Source organism: Oceanicaulis sp. UBA6590 (assembly GCF_002433705.1).
Lineage (GTDB): Bacteria > Pseudomonadota > Alphaproteobacteria > Caulobacterales > Maricaulaceae > Oceanicaulis.
Genome location: NZ_DJIQ01000056.1, coordinates 19,804 through 42,201, shown reverse-complemented (window position 1 = coordinate 42,201; position 22,398 = coordinate 19,804). Strand labels below are relative to the sequence as shown.

Annotated in this window: 28 protein-coding genes; 7 read left to right on the top strand and 21 right to left on the bottom strand. The window is 64.8% G+C overall.

Annotated elements, in window-relative coordinates; all coding sequences use genetic code 11:
• Positions 1-204: 204 nt before the first annotated feature.
• The 4 genes from B2Z70_RS11695 to B2Z70_RS11680 form a co-directional block, all read right to left on the bottom strand.
• A complete protein-coding gene (locus B2Z70_RS11695) occupies positions 205-513 on the bottom strand; it encodes a UrcA family protein (protein WP_292983470.1) in 309 nt (102 codons plus the stop codon).
• A gap of 308 nt (positions 514-821) precedes the next feature.
• Positions 822-1,172 (bottom strand): UrcA family protein, encoded by a 351-nt coding sequence (locus B2Z70_RS11690; protein WP_292983468.1) that lies wholly within the window; start codon positions 1,170-1,172, stop codon positions 822-824.
• Positions 1,173-1,310: 138 nt separating this feature from the next.
• Positions 1,311-1,469 carry a DUF2256 domain-containing protein gene (locus B2Z70_RS11685; RefSeq protein WP_009801638.1) on the bottom strand — a complete coding sequence of 53 codons (159 nt, stop codon included), beginning with the start codon at positions 1,467-1,469 and terminating at the stop codon, positions 1,311-1,313.
• Positions 1,466-1,780 (bottom strand): DCC1-like thiol-disulfide oxidoreductase family protein, encoded by a 315-nt coding sequence (locus B2Z70_RS11680; protein WP_414690868.1) that lies wholly within the window; start codon positions 1,778-1,780, stop codon positions 1,466-1,468. Before B2Z70_RS11680 ends, B2Z70_RS11685 begins: the two co-directional genes overlap by 4 nt.
• A 148-nt stretch (positions 1,781-1,928) precedes the next feature.
• On the opposite strand from B2Z70_RS11680, the gene B2Z70_RS11675 reads away from it, so the two are divergent.
• Together B2Z70_RS11675 and B2Z70_RS11670 are read left to right on the top strand one after the other, a co-directional pair.
• A complete protein-coding gene (locus tag B2Z70_RS11675) occupies positions 1,929-2,924 on the top strand; it encodes an NAD(P)/FAD-dependent oxidoreductase (protein WP_292983464.1) in 996 nt (331 codons plus the stop codon).
• Between the two features lie 43 nt (positions 2,925-2,967).
• Positions 2,968-4,281 (top strand): MATE family efflux transporter, encoded by a 1,314-nt coding sequence (locus B2Z70_RS11670; protein WP_292983462.1) that lies wholly within the window; start codon positions 2,968-2,970, stop codon positions 4,279-4,281.
• On the opposite strand, the gene B2Z70_RS11665 is transcribed toward B2Z70_RS11670, so the two are convergent.
• Positions 4,278-5,321 carry a quinone-dependent dihydroorotate dehydrogenase gene (locus B2Z70_RS11665; RefSeq protein WP_292983460.1) on the bottom strand — a complete coding sequence of 348 codons (1,044 nt, stop codon included), beginning with the start codon at positions 5,319-5,321 and terminating at the stop codon, positions 4,278-4,280. The two genes, B2Z70_RS11670 and B2Z70_RS11665, sit on opposite strands and share 4 nt — an antisense overlap.
• On the bottom strand, positions 5,318-5,668 hold the full coding sequence (locus B2Z70_RS11660) for a DUF952 domain-containing protein (RefSeq protein ID WP_040612505.1): 351 nt from the start codon (positions 5,666-5,668) through the stop codon (positions 5,318-5,320). The genes B2Z70_RS11665 and B2Z70_RS11660 overlap by 4 nt, the downstream gene beginning before the upstream one ends.
• 138 nt (positions 5,669-5,806) lie before the next feature.
• On the opposite strand from B2Z70_RS11660, the gene B2Z70_RS11655 reads away from it, so the two are divergent.
• Positions 5,807-6,433: a S24 family peptidase gene (locus B2Z70_RS11655; RefSeq protein ID WP_040613152.1), complete on the top strand. Its 627-nt coding sequence runs from the start codon at positions 5,807-5,809 to the stop codon at positions 6,431-6,433.
• Between the two features lie 51 nt (positions 6,434-6,484).
• Here B2Z70_RS11655 and B2Z70_RS11650 read toward each other — a convergent pair whose 3' ends face one another.
• The 9 genes from B2Z70_RS11650 to B2Z70_RS11610 all read right to left on the bottom strand — a co-directional run bounded on the left by B2Z70_RS11650 (position 6,485) and on the right by B2Z70_RS11610 (position 13,134).
• On the bottom strand, positions 6,485-6,712 hold the full coding sequence (locus B2Z70_RS11650) for a helix-turn-helix transcriptional regulator (protein ID WP_009801645.1): 228 nt from the start codon (positions 6,710-6,712) through the stop codon (positions 6,485-6,487).
• Between the two features lie 2 nt (positions 6,713-6,714).
• Complete coding sequence (locus tag B2Z70_RS11645) at positions 6,715-7,134, bottom strand: hypothetical protein (protein WP_009801646.1); 420 nt, start codon at positions 7,132-7,134, stop codon at positions 6,715-6,717.
• Between the two features lie 140 nt (positions 7,135-7,274).
• Positions 7,275-8,060 carry a hypothetical protein gene (locus tag B2Z70_RS11640; protein ID WP_292983455.1) on the bottom strand — a complete coding sequence of 262 codons (786 nt, stop codon included), beginning with the start codon at positions 8,058-8,060 and terminating at the stop codon, positions 7,275-7,277.
• 34 nt (positions 8,061-8,094) lie between these two features.
• Positions 8,095-8,973 (bottom strand): S-methyl-5'-thioadenosine phosphorylase, encoded by an 879-nt coding sequence (locus tag B2Z70_RS11635; RefSeq protein WP_292983453.1) that lies wholly within the window; start codon positions 8,971-8,973, stop codon positions 8,095-8,097.
• Entirely contained in the window at positions 8,970-9,578 is a 609-nt protein-coding gene (locus B2Z70_RS11630; RefSeq protein WP_292983451.1) for a GrpB family protein, read from the bottom strand. Before B2Z70_RS11630 ends, B2Z70_RS11635 begins: the two co-directional genes overlap by 4 nt.
• A 90-nt stretch (positions 9,579-9,668) precedes the next feature.
• On the bottom strand, positions 9,669-10,475 hold the full coding sequence (locus B2Z70_RS11625) for a cytochrome c1 (protein WP_009801650.1): 807 nt from the start codon (positions 10,473-10,475) through the stop codon (positions 9,669-9,671).
• 12 nt (positions 10,476-10,487) lie between these two features.
• The gene (locus tag B2Z70_RS11620) at positions 10,488-11,777 is read right to left on the bottom strand and encodes a cytochrome b (protein WP_009801651.1); all 1,290 of its coding nucleotides are present in this window, start codon (positions 11,775-11,777) and stop codon (positions 10,488-10,490) included.
• A 13-nt stretch (positions 11,778-11,790) separates the two neighbouring features.
• A complete protein-coding gene (petA, locus tag B2Z70_RS11615; RefSeq protein WP_009801652.1) occupies positions 11,791-12,408 on the bottom strand; it encodes a ubiquinol-cytochrome c reductase iron-sulfur subunit in 618 nt (205 codons plus the stop codon).
• A 282-nt stretch (positions 12,409-12,690) separates the two neighbouring features.
• Positions 12,691-13,134: a PaaI family thioesterase gene (locus tag B2Z70_RS11610; protein WP_292983445.1), complete on the bottom strand. Its 444-nt coding sequence runs from the start codon at positions 13,132-13,134 to the stop codon at positions 12,691-12,693.
• 83 nt (positions 13,135-13,217) lie between these two features.
• Here B2Z70_RS11610 and B2Z70_RS11605 point away from each other — a divergent pair, with 83 nt between their 5' ends.
• Complete coding sequence (locus B2Z70_RS11605; RefSeq protein WP_292983443.1) at positions 13,218-13,835, top strand: TetR/AcrR family transcriptional regulator; 618 nt, start codon at positions 13,218-13,220, stop codon at positions 13,833-13,835.
• Here B2Z70_RS11605 and B2Z70_RS11600 read toward each other — a convergent pair.
• Positions 13,832-15,262: a tetratricopeptide repeat-containing sulfotransferase family protein gene (locus tag B2Z70_RS11600; protein WP_292983441.1), complete on the bottom strand. Its 1,431-nt coding sequence runs from the start codon at positions 15,260-15,262 to the stop codon at positions 13,832-13,834. The two genes, B2Z70_RS11605 and B2Z70_RS11600, sit on opposite strands and share 4 nt — an antisense overlap.
• Positions 15,263-15,413: 151 nt before the next feature.
• Between B2Z70_RS11600 and hemF the strand changes: the two genes are divergently transcribed.
• Both hemF and B2Z70_RS11590 read left to right on the top strand, forming a co-directional pair.
• Positions 15,414-16,313, top strand: a complete 900-nt coding sequence (gene hemF, locus B2Z70_RS11595) for an oxygen-dependent coproporphyrinogen oxidase (protein WP_009801656.1) — start codon at positions 15,414-15,416, stop codon at positions 16,311-16,313.
• Between the two features lie 87 nt (positions 16,314-16,400).
• Entirely contained in the window at positions 16,401-17,225 is an 825-nt protein-coding gene (locus tag B2Z70_RS11590) for a hypothetical protein (protein WP_292983438.1), read from the top strand.
• 6 nt (positions 17,226-17,231) lie between these two features.
• Here the strand turns inward: B2Z70_RS11590 and B2Z70_RS11585 are convergent, their stop codons facing one another.
• Genes B2Z70_RS11585 through B2Z70_RS11565 form a run of 5 tightly spaced genes read right to left on the bottom strand, consistent with a single transcriptional unit; the run spans position 17,232 to position 21,514 of the window.
• Positions 17,232-18,752: a hypothetical protein gene (locus B2Z70_RS11585; RefSeq protein WP_009801658.1), complete on the bottom strand. Its 1,521-nt coding sequence runs from the start codon at positions 18,750-18,752 to the stop codon at positions 17,232-17,234.
• Complete coding sequence (locus B2Z70_RS11580; RefSeq protein WP_292983436.1) at positions 18,749-19,975, bottom strand: CCA tRNA nucleotidyltransferase; 1,227 nt, start codon at positions 19,973-19,975, stop codon at positions 18,749-18,751. Before B2Z70_RS11580 ends, B2Z70_RS11585 begins: the two co-directional genes overlap by 4 nt.
• A gap of 11 nt (positions 19,976-19,986) precedes the next feature.
• Complete coding sequence (locus B2Z70_RS11575; RefSeq protein ID WP_009801660.1) at positions 19,987-20,268, bottom strand: hypothetical protein; 282 nt, start codon at positions 20,266-20,268, stop codon at positions 19,987-19,989.
• Complete coding sequence (locus B2Z70_RS11570) at positions 20,268-20,933, bottom strand: NUDIX hydrolase (RefSeq protein WP_292983434.1); 666 nt, start codon at positions 20,931-20,933, stop codon at positions 20,268-20,270. The genes B2Z70_RS11575 and B2Z70_RS11570 overlap by 1 nt, the downstream gene beginning before the upstream one ends.
• Entirely contained in the window at positions 20,930-21,514 is a 585-nt protein-coding gene (locus B2Z70_RS11565) for a DUF1285 domain-containing protein (RefSeq protein WP_009801662.1), read from the bottom strand. The genes B2Z70_RS11570 and B2Z70_RS11565 overlap by 4 nt, the downstream gene beginning before the upstream one ends.
• Positions 21,515-21,580: 66 nt before the next feature.
• Between B2Z70_RS11565 and B2Z70_RS11560 the strand changes: the two genes are divergently transcribed.
• On the top strand, positions 21,581-22,398 hold an 818-nt coding region (locus tag B2Z70_RS11560), incomplete at its 3' end, for an AAA family ATPase (protein ID WP_292983432.1).

Here is a 22,398-nt window from a genome sequence, read left to right as displayed (position 1 = left end):
CGTTTTTCACATGCGAATTTTTTCGCTGAAATCAGCAGATCGCCACAGCCGGATCAGACCCGGGATCGCTTCCGCCTAGCTTGAAACGCGTTGAGGCCGTCAAAGGGCCACGCTCAAACGCCGCATGCACATTACCTTTTAAACGCAAAACGCCCCGCCGGAGCACCGACGGGGCGTTGAATCGTTTGGGGAGTGTGGGTGCGTCTAGCGCACGACAGCAGCCACCTCGACCACGCCGTTGACGCGCGCGACGGCGATGTTGAGCTGGGCTTCGCTGGCGCGACGGGCTTCAGCAACACATTCACGCGCGGCGCGCTGCTCGGCCAGGGTGCGCGCAGAACGCGCGTCGCACACATTCAGAGCCGCCAGACGGATCCGGTCGCGCAGGGCGTCCAGACGCTCGACATTGGACAGATCAGACGGACGGAATGCGATTTCAACGGTCTCGACAGATTGGGCGGACGCAGCGCCGGTCAGAGCGACGGCGATGAGGGCGGCGGCGACAAAACGCATCGGGGAGATCCTTGTTTCATATGCGAACCGCTTGCGTGCGGTTCTTCGTTCCAACCAGGCCGGGACAATCCGGCGGGGTCGTTTCTGACAGCGTCTTGCAACGGGGATGTGACGTGTGCGCCAACGCTGGCGCAACTCCAGTCTGCATGAATGCATAACGGAGACGCCTCGGACTTGCCCCCGCTCGCCGAGCGCAAAACTCGCGCATGAAGAGAAAGCCCCCGCCCACGGGGATGGGCGGGGGCCAGGGGAACAGCCTCGTGAGCATTGAAGGCTGTTATTCCTGTAGTGACTGATTTTGCAGCGACTTAGTAAGCGGACTCTTCGTCCGGCCCGGACGCCTGCGCATAGGTGCGACCCATGCTGCGCGCCTCGGCGATCTTGACCTGAAGCTGCGCCATGCCGTCTTCATAGGCGTCCTGGACGCATTCGCGCGTCTGCTGGCTGAAGCGCGTGAAGACGCTGCCGTCTTCATGACAGACCGCGTGAGCGGTGCGCGCGATCTGCAGACGGAGGCGCTCGACGCCTTCCTCCGTCAGAAGTTGTTCGCTTGCGTAATTGATTGCCTGACGGGTTTCGACGACACCCTCTTCGGCGGCGGCGACGGGGGTGAGCATAAGACCCGCCATGCTGGCGAGCATGACCGTGACCATAGACATGACCTGTTCTCCTAATTCGACCAAGGAAGCCGCGTCGCCCTCTTTTGGGGCGGATCCCGGCGTTCACCCCTGGACGCTAGAACAGCTCACCTAACCGTGCTCTGACGATCAGATGAGACTTTTGTCATGAGCTGGCCACTAACCCGACTTGCGCTGGGACGCGCAGCGACGCGAGCAGTATCTGACGTTTTCCCAGTCACGTTCCCACTTCTTGCGCCAGCTGAAGGGACGCTGGCACACCGGGCAGATCTTTTCAGGCAAGTCGCCCTTTCGTCGTCTCGGCGCCGGCCCTTTCATGAACTCAGGCCTGATCCGAAACGCCGGACCAGCTTCTGAACATGGGGGCGTACGGGAAGAAACAATCGATACAGACCCTCGCCGATCCAGACAAAGGGCGGGCATCCGCCGAGAACGCCCAGCCAGCGCCAGCCCGGCGTCGCGCGCCAGAGAGCAGCAAACGCTGCGGCGCCCGAGCGCAACCGTCCGGCTTGATCGCGGACATGTAACCTTTTCAGGGCCGCTTCACAGGAGACGCCTTCGGGCGAGGCGCCGCTCCGGGTTATATCCGTGAACTGAGCATCTGCACCCTGGTCTTGATAATAGCTCATCTCCGCGCGGCACAGCAGGCAGCCCCCGTCATAAAACACCTCGACAGATGCGGTCCGGACTGCATCATCGGGTTTGGATTCATCAGGTTTTGAGCTTTCTTGGGCCATATCGCATCCAGAATTAGACCGCAGCGAAGAGGATGACAGGGTGGCGAATGGACGCGCAGCAGTGATCGGCGCCGGACTGGCGGGTTCAGCCGCGGCCCGCGCCCTGGCCGCCCGTGACTTCACCGTGGTCCTGTTCGACAAGGGGCGCGGCCCGGGCGGACGCATGTCGACGCGCCGCGCGGAGACCCCGCTCGGACCGGTCCGCTTTGACCATGGCGCGCAATTCATCACGGCGACCGGGGAAAGCTTCTCTGAATTCCTGGAACAGGCCCGCACCGCCGGCGCCGCCGATCTGTGGACCGGTCGAACCGTTTCCATTGACCGCGGCGGCAACGCCGAAAGCCTGCGCGAGAAGACCCGCTGGGTGGGCGTTCCGGGCATGAGCGCCATCGTGAAGACTGCGCTGGACGGGTTCGACGCGCGCTTCGGACGTCGCGCCAGCCATGTGTCCGGCGAGGCCGGCGCCTGGATGATCCATTTCGAGGACAGCCCTGTCGAAGGCCCGTTCGATCGTCTCGTTCTCACCTTGCCGCCCGAACAATTGATCGAGTTCCTGGCGCGGAGCGACGGGGATTTTTCCGAGATCATCGCCGAAGCCCTGGCTGCGAAACTCTCCCCCTGCTGGGCGGTCATGACCGTACCGGCCAATGCGGCGGATCCGGGCTTTGACGGGGCCAAGCTGCTGGGCGGCGCCGTGCGCTGGATGGCCCGGATGAATTCCCGCCCCGGACAGGACGGTCCGGACGCCTGGGTCCTGCACGCCTCGCCGGACTGGTCTGAGGCCTTTCTGGAAAGCGACGCCGACACGGTCGCCCGCAGCCTCACGGAAGAGGCCTTCATCCGTTTCGGCCTGCCCATGCCGGTCTGGAGCCAGGCGCATCGCTGGCGCTACGCCCTGGTCACCGAAGCCCCCGGAACGCCCTTCGGGCGTGATCCGAGCGGCACGCTGGGATGCGCCGGGGATTGGCGGCTCGGACCTCGCGCCGAGCTGGCCTGGGAGTCCGGTGAAGCCCTGGGCCAGACGCTCGCGGACTGATTTCAGGCTCGCCTGTCCGGATGCTTGAGGCTATCCAGCCCCGATGACGGCTCTCACCCTGACCCGCAAGCAGGTCTTCCTGCGCGCCCTGCCCATCATGGGCGCCAACATCGCCTCACCCCTGGTGGGGCTGGTGGACCTCGCCGTGATCGGCCGCACCTCCGACACAGAGGCCATCGCCGCCGTGGCCCTGGGCGGTCTGGTCTTCAATATCTTCTTCTGGTCCGTCGCCTTCCTGCGCATGGGCGCAACCGCGCTGACCGCCCAGGCCGATGGCCGCAACGATGAAGGCGACGTGCGCGCTGTCCTGTGGCGTGCGGGACTTGTCGGGGTCGCGATCGGCCTTGTCCTGCTGGCGGCGCAATGGCCGATCAAGAGCGCCGCCTTCGCCCTGTTCGACAGCCCGACCGGTGTGGAGGCGCTGGGCCGCGACTATGTGAACGCCCGGCTGTGGGGCGCACCGGCCGCCTTCGCCGGCTTTGCTGTCTATGGCTGGCTGATCGGCCTGGGGCTCACCGGACGCGCCCTCATCCTTCAAACCGTGCTCAATCTGCTCAATGCCGGCCTGTCCGTCCTCTTCGTCCTGGGCTTTGACCAGGGCGTCGCCGGCGTCGGCGCAGCCAGCGCCGTCGCGCAATGGCTGCACCTTCTGGCGGCGGGCGTGATCATTGTCATGATCCTGCGTCAGCGCGGGACGGCGCCCGCAAGCCGCCTGCTGGACACAGAGGCCATCCGACGGCTGTTCTCGGTCAATCGCGATATCTTCCTGCGCACCATGGCGCTTCTGGCGGGCTTTACCTGGTTCAACATCGCCAGCCTGCGCGAAGGCGCGGACGTGCTGGCGGGCAACGCCATCCTGATGCAGTACATCTCCATCTGCGCCTTCTTCCTCGACGCCTTCGCCCATGTGACCGAGGCCGAGACCGGGCGCGCCGCCGGGGCGAGGAACTGGTCCCGCCTGATCCGCGCCTTCCGTCTGACCAGCGAACTGGCCCTGGGGTTCTCGCTAATCCTCAGCCTGGGCTTTCTTGTGCTCGGCGACGCCTTCATCGCCATGATGACCACTGACGCCGCGACCCGCGAAACCGCCCGCAGCTTCCTGATCTGGTGCGCGCTGGTGCCGCTTCTGGGCATGCCCAGCTGGCAACTCGACGGATTGATGATCGGCGCCACGCGCGGACCGCTGATGCGAAACGCCATGATCGCGGCGCTTGCGATCTATCTGATGCTTGACGCTGTCCTGCGCCCGCTCTGGGGCGCGCACGGGCTCTGGTTGGCCTTCCTGCTCTACTACCTCGCACGAGCCGGAACGCTGATGGTCGGCTGGAGAGGGCTGAAACGCAGCTTTGACGCCTAGGCGTCCACCCCGACCGCTTCCGAAACATGCTCGAACCCGTCCGCCTTCAAACGTTGGGCCAGACCCTCGCGGATCCTCAGCGCCAGTCCCGGCCCCTGATAGACCAGGGCGGTGTATAGCTGGACCGCGTTCGCGCCCGCGCGAATCCTGGCGTAGGCGGCGTCCGGGCCATCGATGCCGCCCACCCCGATGATCGGCAGGTCCGGTCCGGCCAGACGGCGGAACTGGCGCAGCACCTCGGTGGAGCGGGTCTTCAGCGGCAGGCCGGACAGACCGCCCGCCTCGCCCTTGTGACGGCTCTGAAGGCTCTCAGGGCGCTCCAGCGTGGTATTGGAGACGATGAGGCCGGACAGGGCATGGGTCTCAACCGCCTTCACGATGGTCTCGATGCCCGCCTCGTCGAGATCGGGGGCGACCTTCAGGAAGACCGGCTCGGCCCAGCGCGCATCATTGACCTTCTTCAGAAGCTCATCGAGCGCATCCCCGCTTTGCAGGGTGCGCAGGCCGGGCGTATTCGGCGAGGAGATGTTGACTGTGAAGAAGTCCGCCAGACCCGACAACGCCTTCAGAAGAATGGCGTAATCACTGGCGCGGTCCTCGGAATCCTTGTTGGCGCCCAGATTGACGCCCACAGGCCCCTCCGCCTTTGAGGGGCTGTCCTGACGCGCTTCAAGACGCGTCTTCACCGCATCAAGGCCCTCATTGTTGAAGCCCATGCGGTTGATGACAGCCTTGTCCTCGCGCAGCCTGAACAGGCGCGGTTGCGGATTGCCGGCTTGCGGGCGGGGCGTGACCGCGCCCACTTCCACAAACCCGAACCCGGCGTTCAGAAGCGCGTCCGGGGCTTCGGCGTTCTTGTCGAATCCGGCGGCGAGACCGACCGGATGGGCCAGCTCGAGCCCTGCCAGCGCGGTTTTCAGGACGGGGTCGGCAGGCGTTGAGGCTTTCGGTCCGAACCCGGCCTTGAGCCCCATCAGGGCCGCGCGGTGTGCGGTCTCCGCCGGCAGAAAGGTCAGCAGTCTGGCAAGCAGGTCGCTCATCGGCTCAGCTCCGGCGGCAGGCGCCAGGCGCCCTCTTCATCCCGTTTGATCAGATGCACGCCCGTTATGGCGCTAAACGGCACCGGCCCGTAGATATGGGGGAACATCTCGCCCCCGCGGGACTTTTCCCATTTCAGCGTATCGCCCAGGGCGCTGGCGTCGATCTCGGCGACGCCCAGACGCCCGGCGTCGGCATAATGGATCTGCAAGGTGTCCGCCAGCTGGTCCAGCGTGGAGGCGTGGATGAAGCCATCCGCCTTGTCATGGGCCTCGCCCTCATAGGCGCCGGACAAGGAGGCCGCGGCCAGGGCGGCGGGATCGGCGATGCGATAGATCAGATCTGTCATGAACAAGGCCGATACGACGCCCGGCCGCCAGGCGCAAGCGTGTGGCCCCTCTGCATGTGTCCGGACAGGGCTCATCCATTTCACAAGGATTTTTTTCCTGCTATAGGAGTGTGGAGAGTCGCGTTAGACGGGATGCCGATGCTGACCCACGCCCAGATCTGGAGCGGAATTGACCGCCTGGCCCATCGCGCAGGCCTGACGCCATCAGGATTGGCGCGCCGCGCGGGCCTTGACCCCACCACCTTCAACCCGTCCAAACGCACCAGCGCCGACGGCGCCAAGCCACGTTGGCCATCCACCGAGAGCCTCGCCAAGGCGCTTGAAGCAACCCGGGTCAGCTTTGACGACTTCGCCGCGCTCGCCATGGGCCATACGGCTGGACGCTCCGTGCCGCTGCTGGGATTCGCGCAGGCGGGCGATCATGGCTATTTCGATGACGCCGGGTTTCCCACCGGGGAGGGCTGGGAGGATATCCGCTTTCCCGGGGATGAAGGCGAAGGCGCCTATGCGCTGGAGATTTCCGGAGAGTCCATGTCGCCCGTCTATCGCCATGGCGACCGCATCGTCGTCAGCCCGGACGCCCCGCCCCGACGCGGCGACCGCGTCGTGGTGAAAACCCGCTCGGGCGAGGTGATGGCCAAGGAGCTGGGCCGGGTGACGGCGGAGAGCGTGGAGCTGATCTCGCTCAACCCGTCCTATGACAACCGGATCCTCTCGACCCGCGATCTCGTCTGGATGGCGCGCATCGTCTGGGCCAGCCAGTAAGTCGACGCCCCCGCACGCCTGTCCGTGCGAGGGCGTCAAGCGCTGTCGGTCTTAGGGGGAACCGTCAGGCGCATATTCAAAGACGTCCGTCAGAGGGGTCTTGAAGACCTCCGCAATCTGGAACGCCACTTCCAGGGAGGGCGAATACTTGCCCTGTTCGATGGCGAGCACGGTTTGCCGGGTGACGCCGATCCGTCTGGCCAGTTCGGCCTGGGTCATCTCTCCGGCATGAAAGCGCAACTCGCGGATCCGGTTCTTGATCTGCGTTGACTTCGCCATGACTAGACGCCCATCCGGTAATCGATGGCGCGCAGCACGCCCTTGACCAGTTCCGAGACCACCAGACCGCCCAGGATCATGTGCACGATCCAGAAGACATTCTGTTCGGTCAGCGCCAGTCCCAGCGCCAGGATCGCCGCCGTCCCCAGCACATAGCTCGACCGGGCGTCCGCACGCATCTCGATCAGCTTGTCGCGTTCATCCGCCTGGTCGGACTCCTTGGGCGCCGCCATGGCGACCAGGATATGACCGACCACGCCGCCGATGACGAGGAACACGACCGCCGCGAACAGATAGGGGCCGACCTGCTCCATGGATGGGCCCTCGTTCAGGGCCGGCGGCATGACCATGGCGAAATACGCCCCATAGGCCAGGGCGATGATAACCGTCATGACCAGATTGCTTTTTTCTTGGAACGACATGTCAAGCTCCTTTGATCTCATGTCGAATTTCTTTGACATTCCGAGGTGTAAAAGGGAGCAGACCCCATGTCAAACATTTTCGACCTCATGGCCGATTTATTTGACAAAACGCCTGCGCGCCTCTGGCCAAGTGTCTGATTTTACTCTTCGAGCAGGCGCACAGCTTCGGTCTGTGCAGCGGCCGGATCGGTTTGAAGAAGCCCCAGAAGCGAGGTCGCCAATCCCAAGACCGCCTGCCCGACGGCGTCGCTTTCGGCGGTCTCGATCGCCCGGTTGAGCATCAGGGTCGCCTCCTCGCCATGGACCGCCGGATCAGCGGCGACCAGCGCGACGGCGAAGCGATAGGGGATGGCGGCGGGAGCGTCGCCCATCTCCACGGCCTGTCGCATCAGGGATAGGCCTTCGGCTTCATTGGCGTCAAACATGCCCTCTCCGGCGCGGCGCACCACCTCGAGATGCCAGGCGCCCAGCATGGCGGGGCCCCAGGGTTCTGACGGATCCAGCCGGATCGCCTCGATCATGTGATCGCGGCCCTGCTGGGGCAGGCCCATCATGACGGCCCGAAGCTTGTTCACATAGCGTGACTGATACCCCAGTCCTGCGGCGAGCCGCAGATGCGCCTCGGCATTGTCGGGCTCCAGAGCGAGCGCCGCTTCAGCGTACTCCTGCGCGCGCAGCGCCGCCTCGCGGCGATCCCGGCGCGACATCCCCTCGGCCTGATCCAGAGTGATCGGCATCAGGGCCGCTTCAGAAGCCAGGATCAGCGCGTCCACATCCGAGGTCGCGCTGGAGGCCGCGCTTTCAGCCGCCCCCCATTGCCCGGTCTCGAACGCCTCCATCGCCGGCGCAGGCGCCTGGGCGTGCGTCATCGGAAGAAGCGTGAGCGAGAGCGCCAGCACGCTGGCGCCAAACATCATTCGGGTCATGGTCAACAGTCCTTCAGGGGCAAGGCCTGTAAGACTAGGCCGTCAGCACCCGTCCCGCCACCGCGTCGAGCTTTTTCACGAGATCCGGGTCGCGCTTTTCAGGCGCCGTGATGATGGCGAACTCCAGCGCCTTCTCGATGCCTTGCGGGCTGTCGGTGCGCGGCTTGGCGGCCATCGCCTTCACGAGGTTGCGCACCAGGGCATGGGCGTGGGCGGTATTGGCGTGCATGGTCTTGAGTATGTCGGAAATGTCGACATCGGCGTCCTCGGTGCGCCAGCAATCATAATCGGTGACCATGGAGACGCTGGCATAGGGCAGCTCGGCTTCACGGGCGAGCTTGGCTTCAGGCATGTTTGTCATGCCGATGACGCTGCAGCCCCATTGGCGATAGAGCTGGCTTTCAGCCCGGGTGGAGAACTGCGGGCCTTCCATGACGAGATAGGTCCCGCCGCGCTGCACGGTCTCAACGCCCGCGGCTTCCGCCGCATCCGCCGCCATGGCCGACAGGCGCGAACAGACCGGGTCCGCCATCGCCACATGGGCGACGCAGCCTTCGGAGAAGAAGCTTTTCTTGCGCGCAAAGCTGCGATCGATGAACTGGTCCACCACCACGAACGCGCCCGGCGCCAGCTCTTCCTTGAGCGAGCCGACCGCGGACAGGGACAGGACATCGGTCACGCCCGCACGCTTGAGCGCGTCGATATTGGCGCGATAGTTGATGTCGCTCGGCGGAATGCGATGGCCTTCATCATGACGGGCCAGGAACACGAGCTCCACGCCTTCAAGACGGGCATGGACGAGGTCGCTGGAGGGTTTGCCCCACGGGGTCTCCACCGTCTCCTTGCGCACGTCCTCGAGGCCGTCCAGTCCGTAAAGGCCCGATCCGCCGATGATCCCGAGTTTCCAGCTCATTCTTCGGTTCTCCAGTATGAATCGGGCACGCCGGGCGCCCAGCGATGGATTTCCGCCCAGCTCTCCGCCGACCGCAGGACGGTGGAGATGAAGGGCCGCTTGATCGCCTGATACGCCTCACGGTCGCTGCGTGTCTTGTCCGCCAGCGCCATCTTGAAGTCGCCATAGTCGCGGCGCGCGCTGTCGTCATCGCGCAGGAAGTCCCGCATCAAGAGCGTGTTGCGCGCCCCCGCGGCGCCATTGCGGCGCACATGGATGTGCAGGCGCCGCTCCCCCTTGCCTTCGCGGAAGTAGAGCTTGCGCCAGTCATCCGGGCCCAGAACAGGCGGGGTGTCGGGATGCGGTTCGTCGCCGGTATTCTCGGCGCGATGGACAAAGCCGGCGGCCTTCATCGCGGAGATCAGTCCGGGGTCATCCAGATCAACCACCAGCGCCTGGATATCGATGACATCCTTGGCGGCAAGGCCGGGCACGGCGGTCGAGCCCACATGATCGACGCGCAAGGCCGGTGATCCCAGCGCGCGGCAGATCGCATCCGCCCAGGCGAGGCCCTCTTCCGCCCAGGCGGGGTCGGGCGTGGAGACATGAATGGGGTCGCGGCTCATGCTCGGTCCTTTACCACCCGCAGCCTTCATAAGAAACGGGCCGCCCGAACATTCGGACGGCCCGTGGATCGTCATGGCTGAAAGGGAAGCCTAGTGCTTCACATTCGACCACACCTGACGGTAGGCGGCGTAGAGAAGGCCCGCCAGGACCAGCAGGTAGATCATGACCATCAGGCCCATCTTCTTGCGCACTTCCATGTGCGGCTCGGACGCCCAGGCCAGGAAGGCGGCGACGTCGGTCGCCATCTGTTCCTTGGTGGCCTCGGTGCCGTCGGCATACTCGACCAGACCGTCCTGCAGCTGCGGCGGCATGGCGATCACGCCACCGGTCATGTACGGGTTGTAGTACTGGCCCGGGCCGATGCGCACATCTTCAGGCACTTCGTAGTCATAACCCAGCATCAGCGAACGGATGTATTCCGGACCGCCATGGCGGGCTTTCACGATCACCGAGAAATCCGGCGGAATCGCGCCGCCATTGGCCGCAGCCGCCTGTTGCGGGTTGGCGAACGGGTTCGGGAAGCGGTCAGCCGGGCGACCGGGACGCTCGAACATGTCGCCATACTCGTCCGGACCGTCCTCGACGATGTACTCGGCGGCGATGGCGCGCACGATCGGGTTGTCGTTCGGGTTCGGATATTCCTCCGAATAGAACGGGCCGCCCTCCTCGCCCAGATTGCGGATGTGCAGCTGGTTCATGGAGTGACAGGCCGAACAGACCTGTTGGTACACCAGGAAGCCGCGTTGCAGCTGGGCGCGGTCGAACGTGCCGAACGGACCTTCAAAGCTAAAGTCATACTCAGCCGGATGATGGCCGGCCTCGGCCGCAAGCGCGGCCGGGCTTGCGAGCGCCAGAGCGCCCGCAGCGGCGGCCAGGAGGCGTTGGATCATTTTCATCTATCGCTCTCCTTATTCAGCAGGCGCGGCGGAAGCCGACGCGTCTGATTTGCCTTTGCCCAGGACCGATTCCTCGATGGAGGCCGGGCGCGCGCTCGGTTTCTCGATGAAGCCCAGAAGCGGCAGGATCACCAGGAAGTAGGCGAAGTAGTACAGGGTCAGGATACGTCCGAGCCAGAGGAAGTTCAGGCCGATCGAACCCAGCACCGGCACCTTGTTGTCCGGCAGTTCTGCGCCGCACCAGCCCAGACCCAGGCAGGCGATCACGAAGAACACGAAGAACCAGCGGGCCAGCGGACGGTAGCGCATGGAGCGCACCTTGGAGGTGTCCAGCCAGGGCAGGACGAACAGCACCGCGATGGCGCCGAACATCATCAGCACGCCGCCCAGCTTGTCGGGCACGGCCCGCAGGATGGCGTAGAAGGGCAGCAGATACCATTCGGGAACGATGTGCGCCGGGGTCACCAGGGCATTCGCCTCGATATAGTTGTCCGCATGGCCCAGAGCGTCCGGCCAGTAGAAGACGAAGAAGGCGAAGATGATCATATAGACGATGATCGCGAAGCCGTCCTTCACCGTGTAGTACGGGTGGAAGGGCAGCGTGTCCGCCTTGGTCTTGATGCTCAGGCCCGTCGGATTGTTATTGCCCGGAACGTGCAGCGCCCACACGTGCAGACCCACGATCCCGGCGATCAGGAACGGGATCAGATAGTGCAGCGAGAAGAAGCGGTTCAGGGTGGCGTTGCCCACGGAGAACCCGCCCCACAGCCATTCGGTGATCGGCGTGCCGATCAGCGGCAGCGCGCCGAACAGGTTGGTGATCACCATCGCGCCCCAATAGGACATCTGGCCCCAGGGCAGCACATAGCCCAGGAAGGCGGCGGCCATCATCAGAAGATAGATGACGACGCCCAGGATCCACAGAAGCTCGCGCGGAGCCTTGTAGGAGCCGTAATACAAACCGCGCAGCATGTGCAGATAGACCGCCAGGAAGAACATCGACGCGCCATTGGCGTGAATGTTCCGCAAGAGCCAGCCGAAGTTCACGTCACGGTCGATGCGTTCCACAGAGGCGAAGGCGTAATCGATGTGCGGCACATAGTGCATGGCCAGGACGATGCCGGTGATGATCTGGATCATCAGGCAGACGGTCAGGATGCCGCCGAAGGTATACCAGTAGTTCAGGTTGCGCGGGGTCGGGAAGTCCACGAAGGAGTCCCAGCCCAGGCGCACGATCGGCAGGCGCTGGTCAAGCCAACGCTCCACGCCGGTTTTCGGTTCGTAAGTGCTCGGTCCGCTCATTACTCGCTCTCCCCTAGCCCAGACGCAATGTCGTCGCCGCGATGAAGGTCATCGGCGGAATCGGCAGGTTTTCCGGGGCCGGGCCACGGCGGATGCGGCCTGCGGTGTCATAGTGCGAACCATGGCACGGGCAGAACCAGGCGTCGTAATCGCCAGCGCCTTCGGTCGGCACGCAACCCAGGTGCGTACAGTTCGCGCTGGTCACCAGCATGGCGCCGCGCAGGGCCTCGTCCACTTCCACGCCTTCGTCAACGCCTGCAGACAGGGTCGAACGGTTCGCGTCGGTCGCCGGGGCGCTGTCGTCGAGATTGGCGTTGCGGGCCAGCGGGTCCGGCAGACGCGAGACTTCCACTTCAGCCGCCTCGGAGATTTCCTGGGCGGTCCGGCGACGCACAAAGTGCGGACGCTCGCGGAACATCACCGTGATCTCGGCGCCTTCTTCGAGCTCGCCGATGTTTATCTCGGTGGTGGACAACGCAAGCGTATCCGCCGCCGGGTTCATCTGATCGATGAACGGCCAAAGGGTGAGAGCGCCGCCGACGCCTACCGCCCCGACCGATGCGATGTAGAGAAAGTCCCGGCGCGACGGCTCTTCGCCGCCGGTCTCGGGATTGCTGTTCACGTCCGTCACGTGCCGACCTCTTGAATTCGAACTGCCCGCCCCGCAGGGCCTGGCAGACCCCACGCACGCTAGCGCGCGATCTCAGACTTAGCCTAACGCTGCGGCTTGTCGGTGCGACGTGCTGACGCAGGCCGACTAAGCATACAACGCGGATAGAGGGGCGGATTAATGCGACCCCCCTTATTTTTCAACCAGATTATCCCGTTTGATGCGCGTGAATCCGCTGCAAACGCAGATTTTCCCCAAGAAAAAGCGCAAAAGACGCGTACGATTCAGAGACAGGCTTGGTCTCTACCGCTCGCTGACCGGCAAAATGGTCGCCTGTGCGACAGCAATGAGTTTTTCACCCTCGTCCTGCTCCGCAATGACATCCACGCGCACAGTGACCTGTCTTTTCCCGGCCTTGACCACATGCGCCTGGGCCCTGAACGCCGTACCGATTCCCGGAGCGAGAAAGTTCAGATTGAACTGCGAGGTGACCACGTCGCCCACCAGGGTGGCCGCCGCATAGGCCGCGGCGTTATCCGCCAGGAACCCGACCAGCCCGCCATGCAGAAAGCCATGGTGCTGGGTCATGTCTTCCTTGCGGAGCTCCAGCCGCGTCACAACCTCGCCAGCCTCCGCCTTCAGGATCTCCAGCCCTGTCCAGCGGGTGAAGGGCTGGACCTTGATGATCTCCCTGAGAACCGCGGCATTGACCACCGGAGCGTCAGGAGCGTTCGGGGTGAGCGACATGAGCGCCTCCAAAATAGACCGACCGGTCTATATAGACTTCTCGAACGGCTTCCTACAAGCTCGCAGGCAAGGAGTTCTCGTTCATGCCGACATCTGAACACGCCCAGGCCCCGGCCTCATCGCGCAAGCGAGGCGAGTCGCGCTCGCGCCTGATCACGGCCGCGGCTCAGCTGTTTCAGGAACAGGGGTATGCCGCGACCGGTCTGTCAGAAATTCTGGACCGCGCGAAAATGCCCAAAGGCTCGCTCTACCATCATTTTCCGGGTGGCAAGGTGGAGCTGGGAGCGGCCGCGATGGAACGCGCAGGGCAAGTCCTGCAACAGACTCTCGCGGCCCGACTGGATAGCCGGGGGTCATCGGCCGAGGCCATCCGCGCCTTCTCCCAGGATCTGGCTGGATGGCTTGAAGGCTCTGATTTCACAAAGGGATGCCCGGTCGCCACAGTGGCTCTGGAGCAAGCCAATGGCGAGCCCGATCTGGTGGCGGCGATCCGCTCGGCCTTCGAGGGAGTCATTCAGGCGCTGTCGGACCAGCTGACGGCCGAAGGCCGGACGCCAGAGCGCGCCCATCGCCTCGCGACCTTCTGCCTTTCAGCGCTGGAGGGCGCGCTGGTTCTGGCCCGCACGCAGCGATCCAGCGAACCTGTCCGCATGGCCGGAGAAGAGCTTGCCGTGCTGATTTCGGACAGCGCGCGCGCCTAGATCAGCTCCGCGCGCGCCAGCGCCGCTTCGAGGGGTTCAAAGCGTTCCCCCGCTTCCTTGTGGACGCCCTCGGGGTCCTTGCCGAGCGTCTCCGACCGCAACCAGGCTTCCGCCGCCGCCGCATCGGCATCCACGCCGATGAACGCCGCCGCCTTCCGCGCCGCGCCCTGCGGGTCAGCCAGAAGCTCTTCATAACGCACCGTGAACACCCGGCCGGGGAAGATCGCCTCCCAGTGTTCGCACAACCGGTTATGGCACGCCATCACCCGCGCGATATCGTCAGGATGATAGGTCCAGTGGCGCGCCTTGCGGAACCGGGTCTTGTAGATCGACCAGGCCAGGTCACGCGGGTCGCGCACGATGCGGATCATCTTGGCCGCGGGCAGGCAGACGCCATACGCCCCGGCGGCCATTTCAGACAGCGAACTGGGATCGATGATGCGCGAAACGGTGCGATCGAGCGCCTCTTCAGCCTGGCTCAGATAGCGCTTGCCCACCTCGCCCAGCACATTGCGGCCCCAGCCCGCCTCGATGGCCTCGGAAATCTCGGCGAGGGTCTGATCGCCCAGCGGGGTCGCATTGAGCCAGAACAACCCGTTCTTGCGCTGGAGCGCGCCGGCGTCATCATCAGCCGCCAGCACGTCAGCCAACCAGTCCGCTCCGGCGCAAGGCGGCGCCATGATCAGGACGGGGCGACCGTCGATGACGCCTGCATCCTCATGCTTTTCAACAAATTGAGGTTCATAGCTGGCAATCAGCGCCTTGACGGACTGCTCATGACGTTCCGTGTCAAATCCGGTGTCGTCCCGGCAAAAGGCCGCGCCTTCAGCCACCCGCATGGCCGCAACCGCGTCTTCGCCCACATCGCGATACGCCTTGGCCAGGGTATAGGCCAGAGCGCCGCGTTCGGTGGAGGACATGTTGGCGGTGTTCTGAAGCCGCATCTCTTCAAGCGCGGCAAGCTCGCCCGAGCCCGATTCAAACGTGATGCATTCTGCAAGGCCTTCCCACGCCAGGACGTCGAACCGGTCCAGGCTGATCGCGCGCCGGAAGCTCAGCGCCGCCAGATTGGTTTTGCCCAGCTCCAGCAACGCCCGACCTGCCCGGCGTTGCAGCGCCGGATCATTGGGTTGCTGGGCGATCAGCTTCTCGATGACCTCAAGCGCCTGCTGATGACGGCCCAGCCCGGACAGGGCCGAGGCCAGCCAGAGCCAGGACTGGGGGTAATTCGGCGAGGCGCGGGTCAACAGCTCGGCGGCCTTCAGCGCCGCGACCTCGTCTCCCACTTCCATCGCCAGTCCGGCGACATCGCCCCACTGGCTGCCCAGCTGGGCTTCTGCCTCGATCAGGCGGCGCGCCTCGACGGACACGCCCAGAAGGTCTTCACGACGACGCGCTTCATGCAGGTCGGACAAGGGATCAATCATGGCAATCGGAATTCCACATTCAGGCCGGCTCTCTGGCGGCGGAGCCTAAAGCCCGGCTTGCGGCTGCGCCAGCGCTTCAGGCGCCGTTTTGGCTTGCCAGCGGCGGTTCAGATGTATCTTTTCGCACGGTCCTGAAACCTGAGGAGCGAGCATGTCCGCAAACGCCAAACCCAGCGAAGACGTCCTGGCGGATCGCCGCCAACGCGCGAAAGCCTGGTTTGAATCGCTGCGCGACCGCATTTGCAGCGCGTTCGAGGCGCTCGAAGCCGCCGCAGACCCGACGCTGTATCCCGGCGAGGCCGGACGCTTCGAACTGACGCCCTGGGTGCGCGGCGACGGCGCGCAGGAGCTGGGCGGCGGCGTGATGGGCATGATGCATGGCCGCCTGTTTGAGAAGGTGGGTGTCCACGTCTCCACGGTCTTTGGGGAGTTCAGCCCCGAATTCGCCGCCCGGGTCCGCGGGGCCGAGACCGATCCGCGCTTTTTCGCCACCGGCATCTCGCTGATCGCCCACATGCGCAATCCGCATGTGCCGGCGGTGCACATGAACACCCGCTTCATCACCACGACGCTGAGCTGGTTCGGCGGCGGCATGGACCTGAACCCGACCCAGGATTACCAGCGCGACAAGAGCTTCCCCGATTCCAAGGCCTTCCACGCAGCCGCGAAATCCGCCTGCGACGCCCACGACCCGAGCTATTACCCGCGCTTCACCGACTGGTGCGACGAGTATTTCTGGCTCAAGCACCGCAACGAGCCCCGCGGCACGGGCGGGATTTTCTATGACCATCTCGACAGCGGCGATCATGAGGCGGATTTCGCCTTCACCCGCGATGTGGGCGAAGCCTTCCTCAGCGCCTATCCCGAGATCGTGAAGACCCGCATGGGCCAGAGCTGGAGCGAGGATGATCGCGAGGAACAGCTGGTGCGTCGCGGCCGCTATGCCGAGTTCAATCTCCTTTATGATCGCGGCACCAAGTTCGGCCTCGAAACCGGCGGCAATATCAACTCGATCCTGTCCTCCATGCCGCCGCATGCGCGCTGGCCGTAAGCGAAGTCTTAATCTGCGTTAACGACCGGTTAGCAGACTCACCGCATCGCTTGCTGGAATCGGCTTTCCGCCTTCAGGGAGCGAGACATGGTCAATACCGTCGGAACCCAGGGTCCGTATCTGGGCCCCAATGGCGCAACAGCGGCAACGCAGAGTGAAACGACGAAACCGCGCTCGGGCGGGTCAAACCCGGATGCCGCTCCCAAGACCGCCAGCGACACAGTGAGCCTCTCGGCCGCGGCGCGCGCCGTCCTCAACGGATCTTCCGCCCGCGTGGACGCCCTGATGGCGGACCGCGGCGACGCCATCTTCCGCAACGCCCTGTCCGGCGCCCGCGCCTATCAGGACAATTACGCCTCGGTGCTGGAAAAGCCCGGCCTGGACGCCGACACGGCCCGCGAAACCCGGATGAAGATGCTGGCGCGAGAACGCGAGGCCTTCACCGCCCCCGAACATACGGGCGACGTGCTGACCCGGGCGCGCGCCTATATCGAGTTCTATGATTCCCTGTCCGAGGAAGAGCAGAACTCCGAGCGCTATCGCGGCACCCGCGAGACCATGGCGGCGATTGTCGAGCAGGAATCGGTCAACGCCGGCGTCGAGGCGCCCGATCTGAGCCTGTCGCAAAGCCCGTTCGATACCCTGCTGAACGCCCTGTCTGACGGCGAGGGCGGCATCGCCCAGCGCGACCGGCAGGAGGTGGTGGATGAATTCCGCGCCCGTCTTGAATCCCAGGTGGGATCTGAAGCGCGCCAGCGTGAGGGGCGCGAGCTGGAGAACCGCTACGGCGCGCTGCAGGACCTGATCGAACGGGCGCGTCGCGGGGATGAAACCGCCTATGCCAGGCTCGAAGCCCTGTCCGAGGACGCCGCCTCGATCGCGCCGGTCAGCGAGAGCGGCACGGACGAATAGGCCCGATCAGAGGACGCCCGGCGTCCATCCGGCCGCCAGAAGGCCCAGCACAAAGCCCAGCCCGATCAGCGCAGCGCCCGCCCCGCCCATGAGAATCCAGTTCGTCGCGAGCTGCCAGAAGGCGGATTCGGCCCGACGCGGGAAGTCGCCCACCGGATCAAACTCGCGATGCAGGGGCTGCGTGGCGCGCAGCTCGGCCATGTCGGCTGAAGACCCCGCCGAGCCTGTGGCGAACTGGCACAAACGGGCGAGCACATCGACGGCGAGACGTGCGCTGGCCTCGTCATCCATGTTCAGCATCAGGCTGCCTTCGCCATGGTTGAGCAGCTTGCCGCCCTTGTTGGGCGCCTTGCGCACTCCGGTTATCTTGGAATAGCTGCGGATCTCCTCCGCTTCCGCTTCCTCGATATCGTCAGGGCTGTCGGTTTCAGGCAGACCGAACAGGACCAGACGCAGCAGCATTTCAGCCAAGCTGGCGCGGTCCAGCGCGTTGACCCGCTGGTTCTTGAGGTTTTCCGGCCCGCCATGGGCGAGCCATTTGCCGATCATCTCGATCCGAATCGCCGCCGCGAGACCGTTCGATACGCCCTTGAGCGCCGACTTGTCCGTCGCCGGGCCGCCCAGACGCGGCAGGCCGCGCGCCGGTTTGCGGTCCTTGGGCGGCTTGGCCTTGACGAACGGACCTTCGAGCTTGCCCTTGAAATGGGTCAGGCATTCATCGAGCGCATGACGCGCCGCGCGCACCGCCGCCCCGTGGCGCACCTTCTTGGACAGAAGGTCAGAATCCAGCAGCCGGTCGGCCTCCCACAGGCTGCGGGCGGCTTCGGAGAGCGATTGCGAGACCTTCTGGGGGTCAAGCGTTTCACCCGCTTCAACCCCTTCGCCATTGCGAATCCTGTTGTCCTGCGCGGTCAGCGCCTGATCGGCCTGACTCTTGAGCGAATAGAGGATCTGATCAAACTGGCTGTCGCGCTCGCGCGGCCAGTCGTCCCGCCGCCAGCGCCCCAGCTGGAAGTACCAGCGCGATTCCCCGCGCTGCAGGCGCTGATTGAGATCGCGGCTGAATTCCAGCTGCTCCTCGCCGGGCAGCAGGTCAAAGAACGCCTCGACGAAATCGAAGACGAGGAGGTTGGCCGTGATGCCCCATTTCTCCCCGTTCAGCGGATCGCGATGGGAAATCTCGCCTTCGGTCTGGAACAGATTCTCGAAGCCCGGCGCTTCGGCCGCAGCCGACCAGTGCGCCCGGTTCGCCTGCAGATAGGCGTCCGCCATGGTCTGGCGCGCCCGGCGGGGCAAGTCCTTGATCTTGCGCTTCTCATTGGCGGCGCTGATGGTCTTGGCGAGCTGGATGCGCAGGGCGATCTCAGCATCCACAAAGGCGTTGGTGGTCTCCGCTTCAGTGAAGTTGAGCGCCTTGGCCTTCTCTTCCAGCGCCCGGCGATCATGCAGATGCAGATCCGCGGCGAACAATTCGCCGCTGCCCACCCGTGCGCGATAGCGCAGGGAGAAAAGCTCTGACAGGCTCACCCTTTCGCCTCCGCCGCACGCGCCAGAAGCGTCTCGTGGTCGAGGTTGAAGTCACTGTCGATCCAGCGCGCTTCAAGCTGTTTCATCACCGCGCCCAGCTGGGGACCGGGCTCGAAACCCAGCGCGATCAGATCGCGCCCCGTCACCGGCAAGTCCGGCTTGCGCCAGTGCGCCGCCGCGTCCAGATCAGCGTCGGCCTCGCCCTCGCCGCGCGCTTCGGCGAGTCGCATCCGGTCAGAAAAGGTCTGCGCGCCAAGCGTATAAAGCGCCCGACGACGCGCCCGGGCCTCTGCTCCCGGCCGCACCGAATCTGCGCCATCAGCCGCAGGGGCACACATCGCGATCAGGCGATCTGTCTCTGCGTTGGACGCCTTCATCTGATGGCCCAGGCTGCGCACTGTGGTCACATCTCCCCCGCACAACGCCGCCGCCCTGATGAGCGTGTCAGGCGCGCGCCCTTTCCCTCTGTCGGCGTTAATTATGCTTAAGAGAAGGTTTAAGTCGAGCCGTTCCGGCCAAACCGGTTCAAAAACGTGGCCTTCCTGCATCGCTTTGACCACAGGTCCGGGATCGGGGGCGGCCAGAAGCGTCTTGAGCTCTTTCCACACCCGCTCCCGCGCCAGCGCTTTCAACCCGGGCGCGGCGCGCACGCAGGCGGCATGGCCTTCGGCGTCCAGCGCCGAGCCATACCAGGCGTTGAAGCGATAAAACCGCAATATGCGCAAGACGTCCTCGGCCAGGCGCTCATCCGCCTCGCCAATGAAGATCACCCGATGGGCCAGCGCGTCCGCAACACCGTCATACGGATCGAACAGGCTGCCATCCCGGCGCGCATAAATCGCGTTGAGGCGAAAATCGCGGCGGCTGGCGTCGATGGCCCAGTCGGTCGTAAAGGCGACCACGGCGCGCCGGCCATCGGTGGAGACATCCTTGCGCAGCGTCGTGATCTCGAACGGCTTGCCCTTGATGACCGCGGTGATGGTGCCGTGATCGAGCCCGGTGGGGATCGCCTTGATGCCTGCCGCTTTAAGAGCATCCATCGTCTCTTGCGGGGTCAGCTGGGTGGCGATGTCCACATCCTCGACCGGCGCGCCCTGAAGCGCATTGCGCACCGCGCCACCCACGATACGCGCCCGATCCGTCTCGCCTGGGCTGATCGCGTCCAGCACCGCACGCGTGTCAGGCGCGCTCAGAAAAGCGTGCTCGGAAGGGTCCAGCCGCATGCCCGACCTCGCTAGATCGGCTCTTCGGGAGAAGGCGGATCGCGATCCTCGAACTGTCCGGGCCGGATCTCGCCATCCTCCAGCCGGGGCGGCTGATACGCGCCGTCGCGGGAGCTGGAATCAGTCTCAACCAGCACGATGACAAGGAGCATGACCATAGCCGCGCCCAGACCCAGCACAATGCCGAGAATGGCGGAGACAGGCTGCTTGATCACGCCCACGGCCGACAGGATGCGCGCCGCGACATAAGGCAGCGCGAAGGCGGCGAGCATCAGAAGAAAGATGCGGGTCATCAACGGCTCTCCCGTGCGGAGCGGGCCATTTCGCGTGGCCGCCCCTGTGCATAGCGGATCGACAGGGCGCGCAGCATGCCCGCTGTCGCCCCCCAGATATACCGCCCTTTATGGGGCATGGCGTAATAACGCCGCAACATCCCTGCGAATTCACGGGCTTCGAGTTTGTGATTGTCCGGATCCATCAGAAAGTCGAACGGCGTCTCGAACACTTCGGCGACTTCACCGGGGTCCGGGTTCAGTTCAAATCCGGGCTCGATGACGCCAACGAACGGCGTCACTGCGTAACCGGTCACCGTCTCATAGCTTTCCCAGCGCCCCAGCAGGGTGATGGCCTCGGGCGAGAGACCCACCTCTTCCTCGGTCTCGCGCAGAGCGCATTCAGCAAGGGTTTCTCGGCCCGCCATCTGGCGCCCGCCCGGAAAACTGACCTGCCCGGCATGGGCCTGCAAATGGTCCGCGCGCCGGGTGAACAGGACTGTCAGACCGCTGTCGCGCTTGACCAGCAGCGCCAGCACCGCAGCAGGCTTGAGTTTGCGCCCCACCGGACGCGTCACATCATCCAGATCCCCGTCGCCATGGAGGGGACGCGCGGGCGCCGCCCCCTCTACCGGATCGAGCACGCTGCGCAAGCGCGCGAGAACCGCTTCGACATCCGCAGTCATGCAACAGGTCCCAGCGGAAAGAAGACGCCGCGGCTCCACACGCCCATGCAGGGCTGGCCATGCTCGTCCTCGCCGCGCTCGGCGAATTCCACAAGATCATAGAAGGCGGCGCGCGTGATCAGCGCTTCGAGGCGCCCGCGCACATGCACATAGGGTTCGGGCTCGCCATCCTCGCCCGTCTCCACGCGGATCGGATGTTCGGGCCCGGCGATCACCGCATCGTCCATATTGGTCAGGAAACCGAGATTCTGCTCCTGGCCCTCGCCCGTGCGATCCACCCGCACGGCCAGGAAGGGCGCGGCCTCGACCTGGATCTCGATCTTCTCCACCGGCGTGACGAGATAGGTCTTGCCGTTCTCGTCTTTCCTGAGGATGCGCGCGAACAAACGGATCAGCTTTTCGCGTCCGATCCGCGCGCCCTCATGCCACCAGCTGCCATCCCGGCGAATGACCAAATCCATCTCGCCGCAGAAATCCGGTTCCCACTTTTCCACGGGGGGATAGCCGTCTGCGGTGTCGATCGCCTGCGCCGCCGAGAGCAGCGACTGCATTGCATCTTGTTCAGACTTCGGTGCGCCCATGGACACCTCCTCTGGCTGCGGCCATGTTTGAGGTCAGAAAACTGCCTCGTTCAAGGATGTAAGCCGATGCCCACCTCGAAGGAAGACGTACAGGCGCTTTCAGCGCGCGCAGACGCTGCAACCGGGCGTCTGGCGGAGGTTCGCCAGTCCATCGCCAAGTCCATCATCGGGCTCGACGACGTGGTCGAACAATCACTGGCCGTGATCCTGTCGGGCGGCCATGGCCTGCTGGTCGGCCCTCCGGGCGTGGCGAAGACCCGACTGGTGCATGCGCTGGCGGTCGTCACCGGGCTTGAGGACAAGCGGGTCCAGTTCACGCCCGACCTGATGCCGGCGGATATTCTGGGGTCCGAAGTGCTCGACCAGGACGCCGAGGGCAAACGCCATTTCCGCTTCATTCCCGGCCCGGTCTTCTGTCGCCTTTTGATGGCGGACGAGATCAACCGCGCCAGCCCACGCACCCAGGCCGCCTTGCTGCAGGCCATGCAGGAGGGCTTTGTCACCGTGGCGGGCGAGCGCCATGATCTGCCCCAGCCCTTCCACGTGCTGGCGACCCAGAACCCGATCGAGCAGGAAGGCACCTATCCGCTGCCCGAAGCCCAGCTCGATCGCTTCCTGATGCAGATCGACGTGCCCTATCCGGAAAAGGATCAGGAACGCGCCATCCTTCTGGCGACGACCGGTACGGAGGATACGACTGCCGAGCCGGTGCTGAGCGCGCAGGAAATCCTCGACCTGCAACAGCTCGTCCGCGCCATGCCGGTAGGCGAACAGGTGCTCGACGCGATCCTGTCCCTGCTCGAACAATGCCGCCCGGACCGCTCCACCGATCCCGATGTGCGCGAGGGCGTCAGCTGGGGCCCCGGCCCCCGCGCCGGTCAGGC

Excerpts from the sequence above, each read along its gene's own strand:
- B2Z70_RS11695 (WP_292983470.1), bottom strand. The coding sequence starts at position 513 with ATGCGTTTTGTCGCCGCCGCCCTCATCGCCGTCGCTCTGACCGGCGCT.
- B2Z70_RS11690 (WP_292983468.1), bottom strand. The coding sequence starts at position 1,172 with ATGTCTATGGTCACGGTCATGCTCGCCAGCATGGCGGGTCTTATGCTC.
- B2Z70_RS11685 (WP_009801638.1), bottom strand. The coding sequence starts at position 1,469 with ATGAAAGGGCCGGCGCCGAGACGACGAAAGGGCGACTTGCCTGAAAAG.
- B2Z70_RS11680 (WP_414690868.1), bottom strand. The coding sequence starts at position 1,780 with ATGAGCTATTATCAAGACCAGGGTGCAGATGCTCAGTTCACGGATATA.
- B2Z70_RS11670 (WP_292983462.1), top strand. The coding sequence starts at position 2,968 with ATGACGGCTCTCACCCTGACCCGCAAGCAGGTCTTCCTGCGCGCCCTG.
- B2Z70_RS11665 (WP_292983460.1), bottom strand. The coding sequence starts at position 5,321 with ATGAGCGACCTGCTTGCCAGACTGCTGACCTTTCTGCCGGCGGAGACC.
- B2Z70_RS11660 (WP_040612505.1), bottom strand. The coding sequence starts at position 5,668 with ATGACAGATCTGATCTATCGCATCGCCGATCCCGCCGCCCTGGCCGCG.
- B2Z70_RS11655 (WP_040613152.1), top strand. The coding sequence starts at position 5,807 with ATGCTGACCCACGCCCAGATCTGGAGCGGAATTGACCGCCTGGCCCAT.
- B2Z70_RS11650 (WP_009801645.1), bottom strand. The coding sequence starts at position 6,712 with ATGGCGAAGTCAACGCAGATCAAGAACCGGATCCGCGAGTTGCGCTTT.
- B2Z70_RS11645 (WP_009801646.1), bottom strand. The coding sequence starts at position 7,134 with ATGTCGTTCCAAGAAAAAAGCAATCTGGTCATGACGGTTATCATCGCC.
- B2Z70_RS11640 (WP_292983455.1), bottom strand. The coding sequence starts at position 8,060 with ATGACCCGAATGATGTTTGGCGCCAGCGTGCTGGCGCTCTCGCTCACG.
- B2Z70_RS11635 (WP_292983453.1), bottom strand. The coding sequence starts at position 8,973 with ATGAGCTGGAAACTCGGGATCATCGGCGGATCGGGCCTTTACGGACTG.
- B2Z70_RS11630 (WP_292983451.1), bottom strand. The coding sequence starts at position 9,578 with ATGAGCCGCGACCCCATTCATGTCTCCACGCCCGACCCCGCCTGGGCG.
- B2Z70_RS11625 (WP_009801650.1), bottom strand. The coding sequence starts at position 10,475 with ATGAAAATGATCCAACGCCTCCTGGCCGCCGCTGCGGGCGCTCTGGCG.
- B2Z70_RS11620 (WP_009801651.1), bottom strand. The coding sequence starts at position 11,777 with ATGAGCGGACCGAGCACTTACGAACCGAAAACCGGCGTGGAGCGTTGG.
- B2Z70_RS11610 (WP_292983445.1), bottom strand. The coding sequence starts at position 13,134 with ATGTCGCTCACCCCGAACGCTCCTGACGCTCCGGTGGTCAATGCCGCG.
- B2Z70_RS11605 (WP_292983443.1), top strand. The coding sequence starts at position 13,218 with ATGCCGACATCTGAACACGCCCAGGCCCCGGCCTCATCGCGCAAGCGA.
- B2Z70_RS11600 (WP_292983441.1), bottom strand. The coding sequence starts at position 15,262 with ATGATTGATCCCTTGTCCGACCTGCATGAAGCGCGTCGTCGTGAAGAC.
- hemF (WP_009801656.1), top strand. The coding sequence starts at position 15,414 with ATGTCCGCAAACGCCAAACCCAGCGAAGACGTCCTGGCGGATCGCCGC.
- B2Z70_RS11590 (WP_292983438.1), top strand. The coding sequence starts at position 16,401 with ATGGTCAATACCGTCGGAACCCAGGGTCCGTATCTGGGCCCCAATGGC.
- B2Z70_RS11580 (WP_292983436.1), bottom strand. The coding sequence starts at position 19,975 with ATGCGGCTGGACCCTTCCGAGCACGCTTTTCTGAGCGCGCCTGACACG.
- B2Z70_RS11575 (WP_009801660.1), bottom strand. The coding sequence starts at position 20,268 with ATGACCCGCATCTTTCTTCTGATGCTCGCCGCCTTCGCGCTGCCTTAT.
- B2Z70_RS11570 (WP_292983434.1), bottom strand. The coding sequence starts at position 20,933 with ATGACTGCGGATGTCGAAGCGGTTCTCGCGCGCTTGCGCAGCGTGCTC.
- B2Z70_RS11565 (WP_009801662.1), bottom strand. The coding sequence starts at position 21,514 with ATGGGCGCACCGAAGTCTGAACAAGATGCAATGCAGTCGCTGCTCTCG.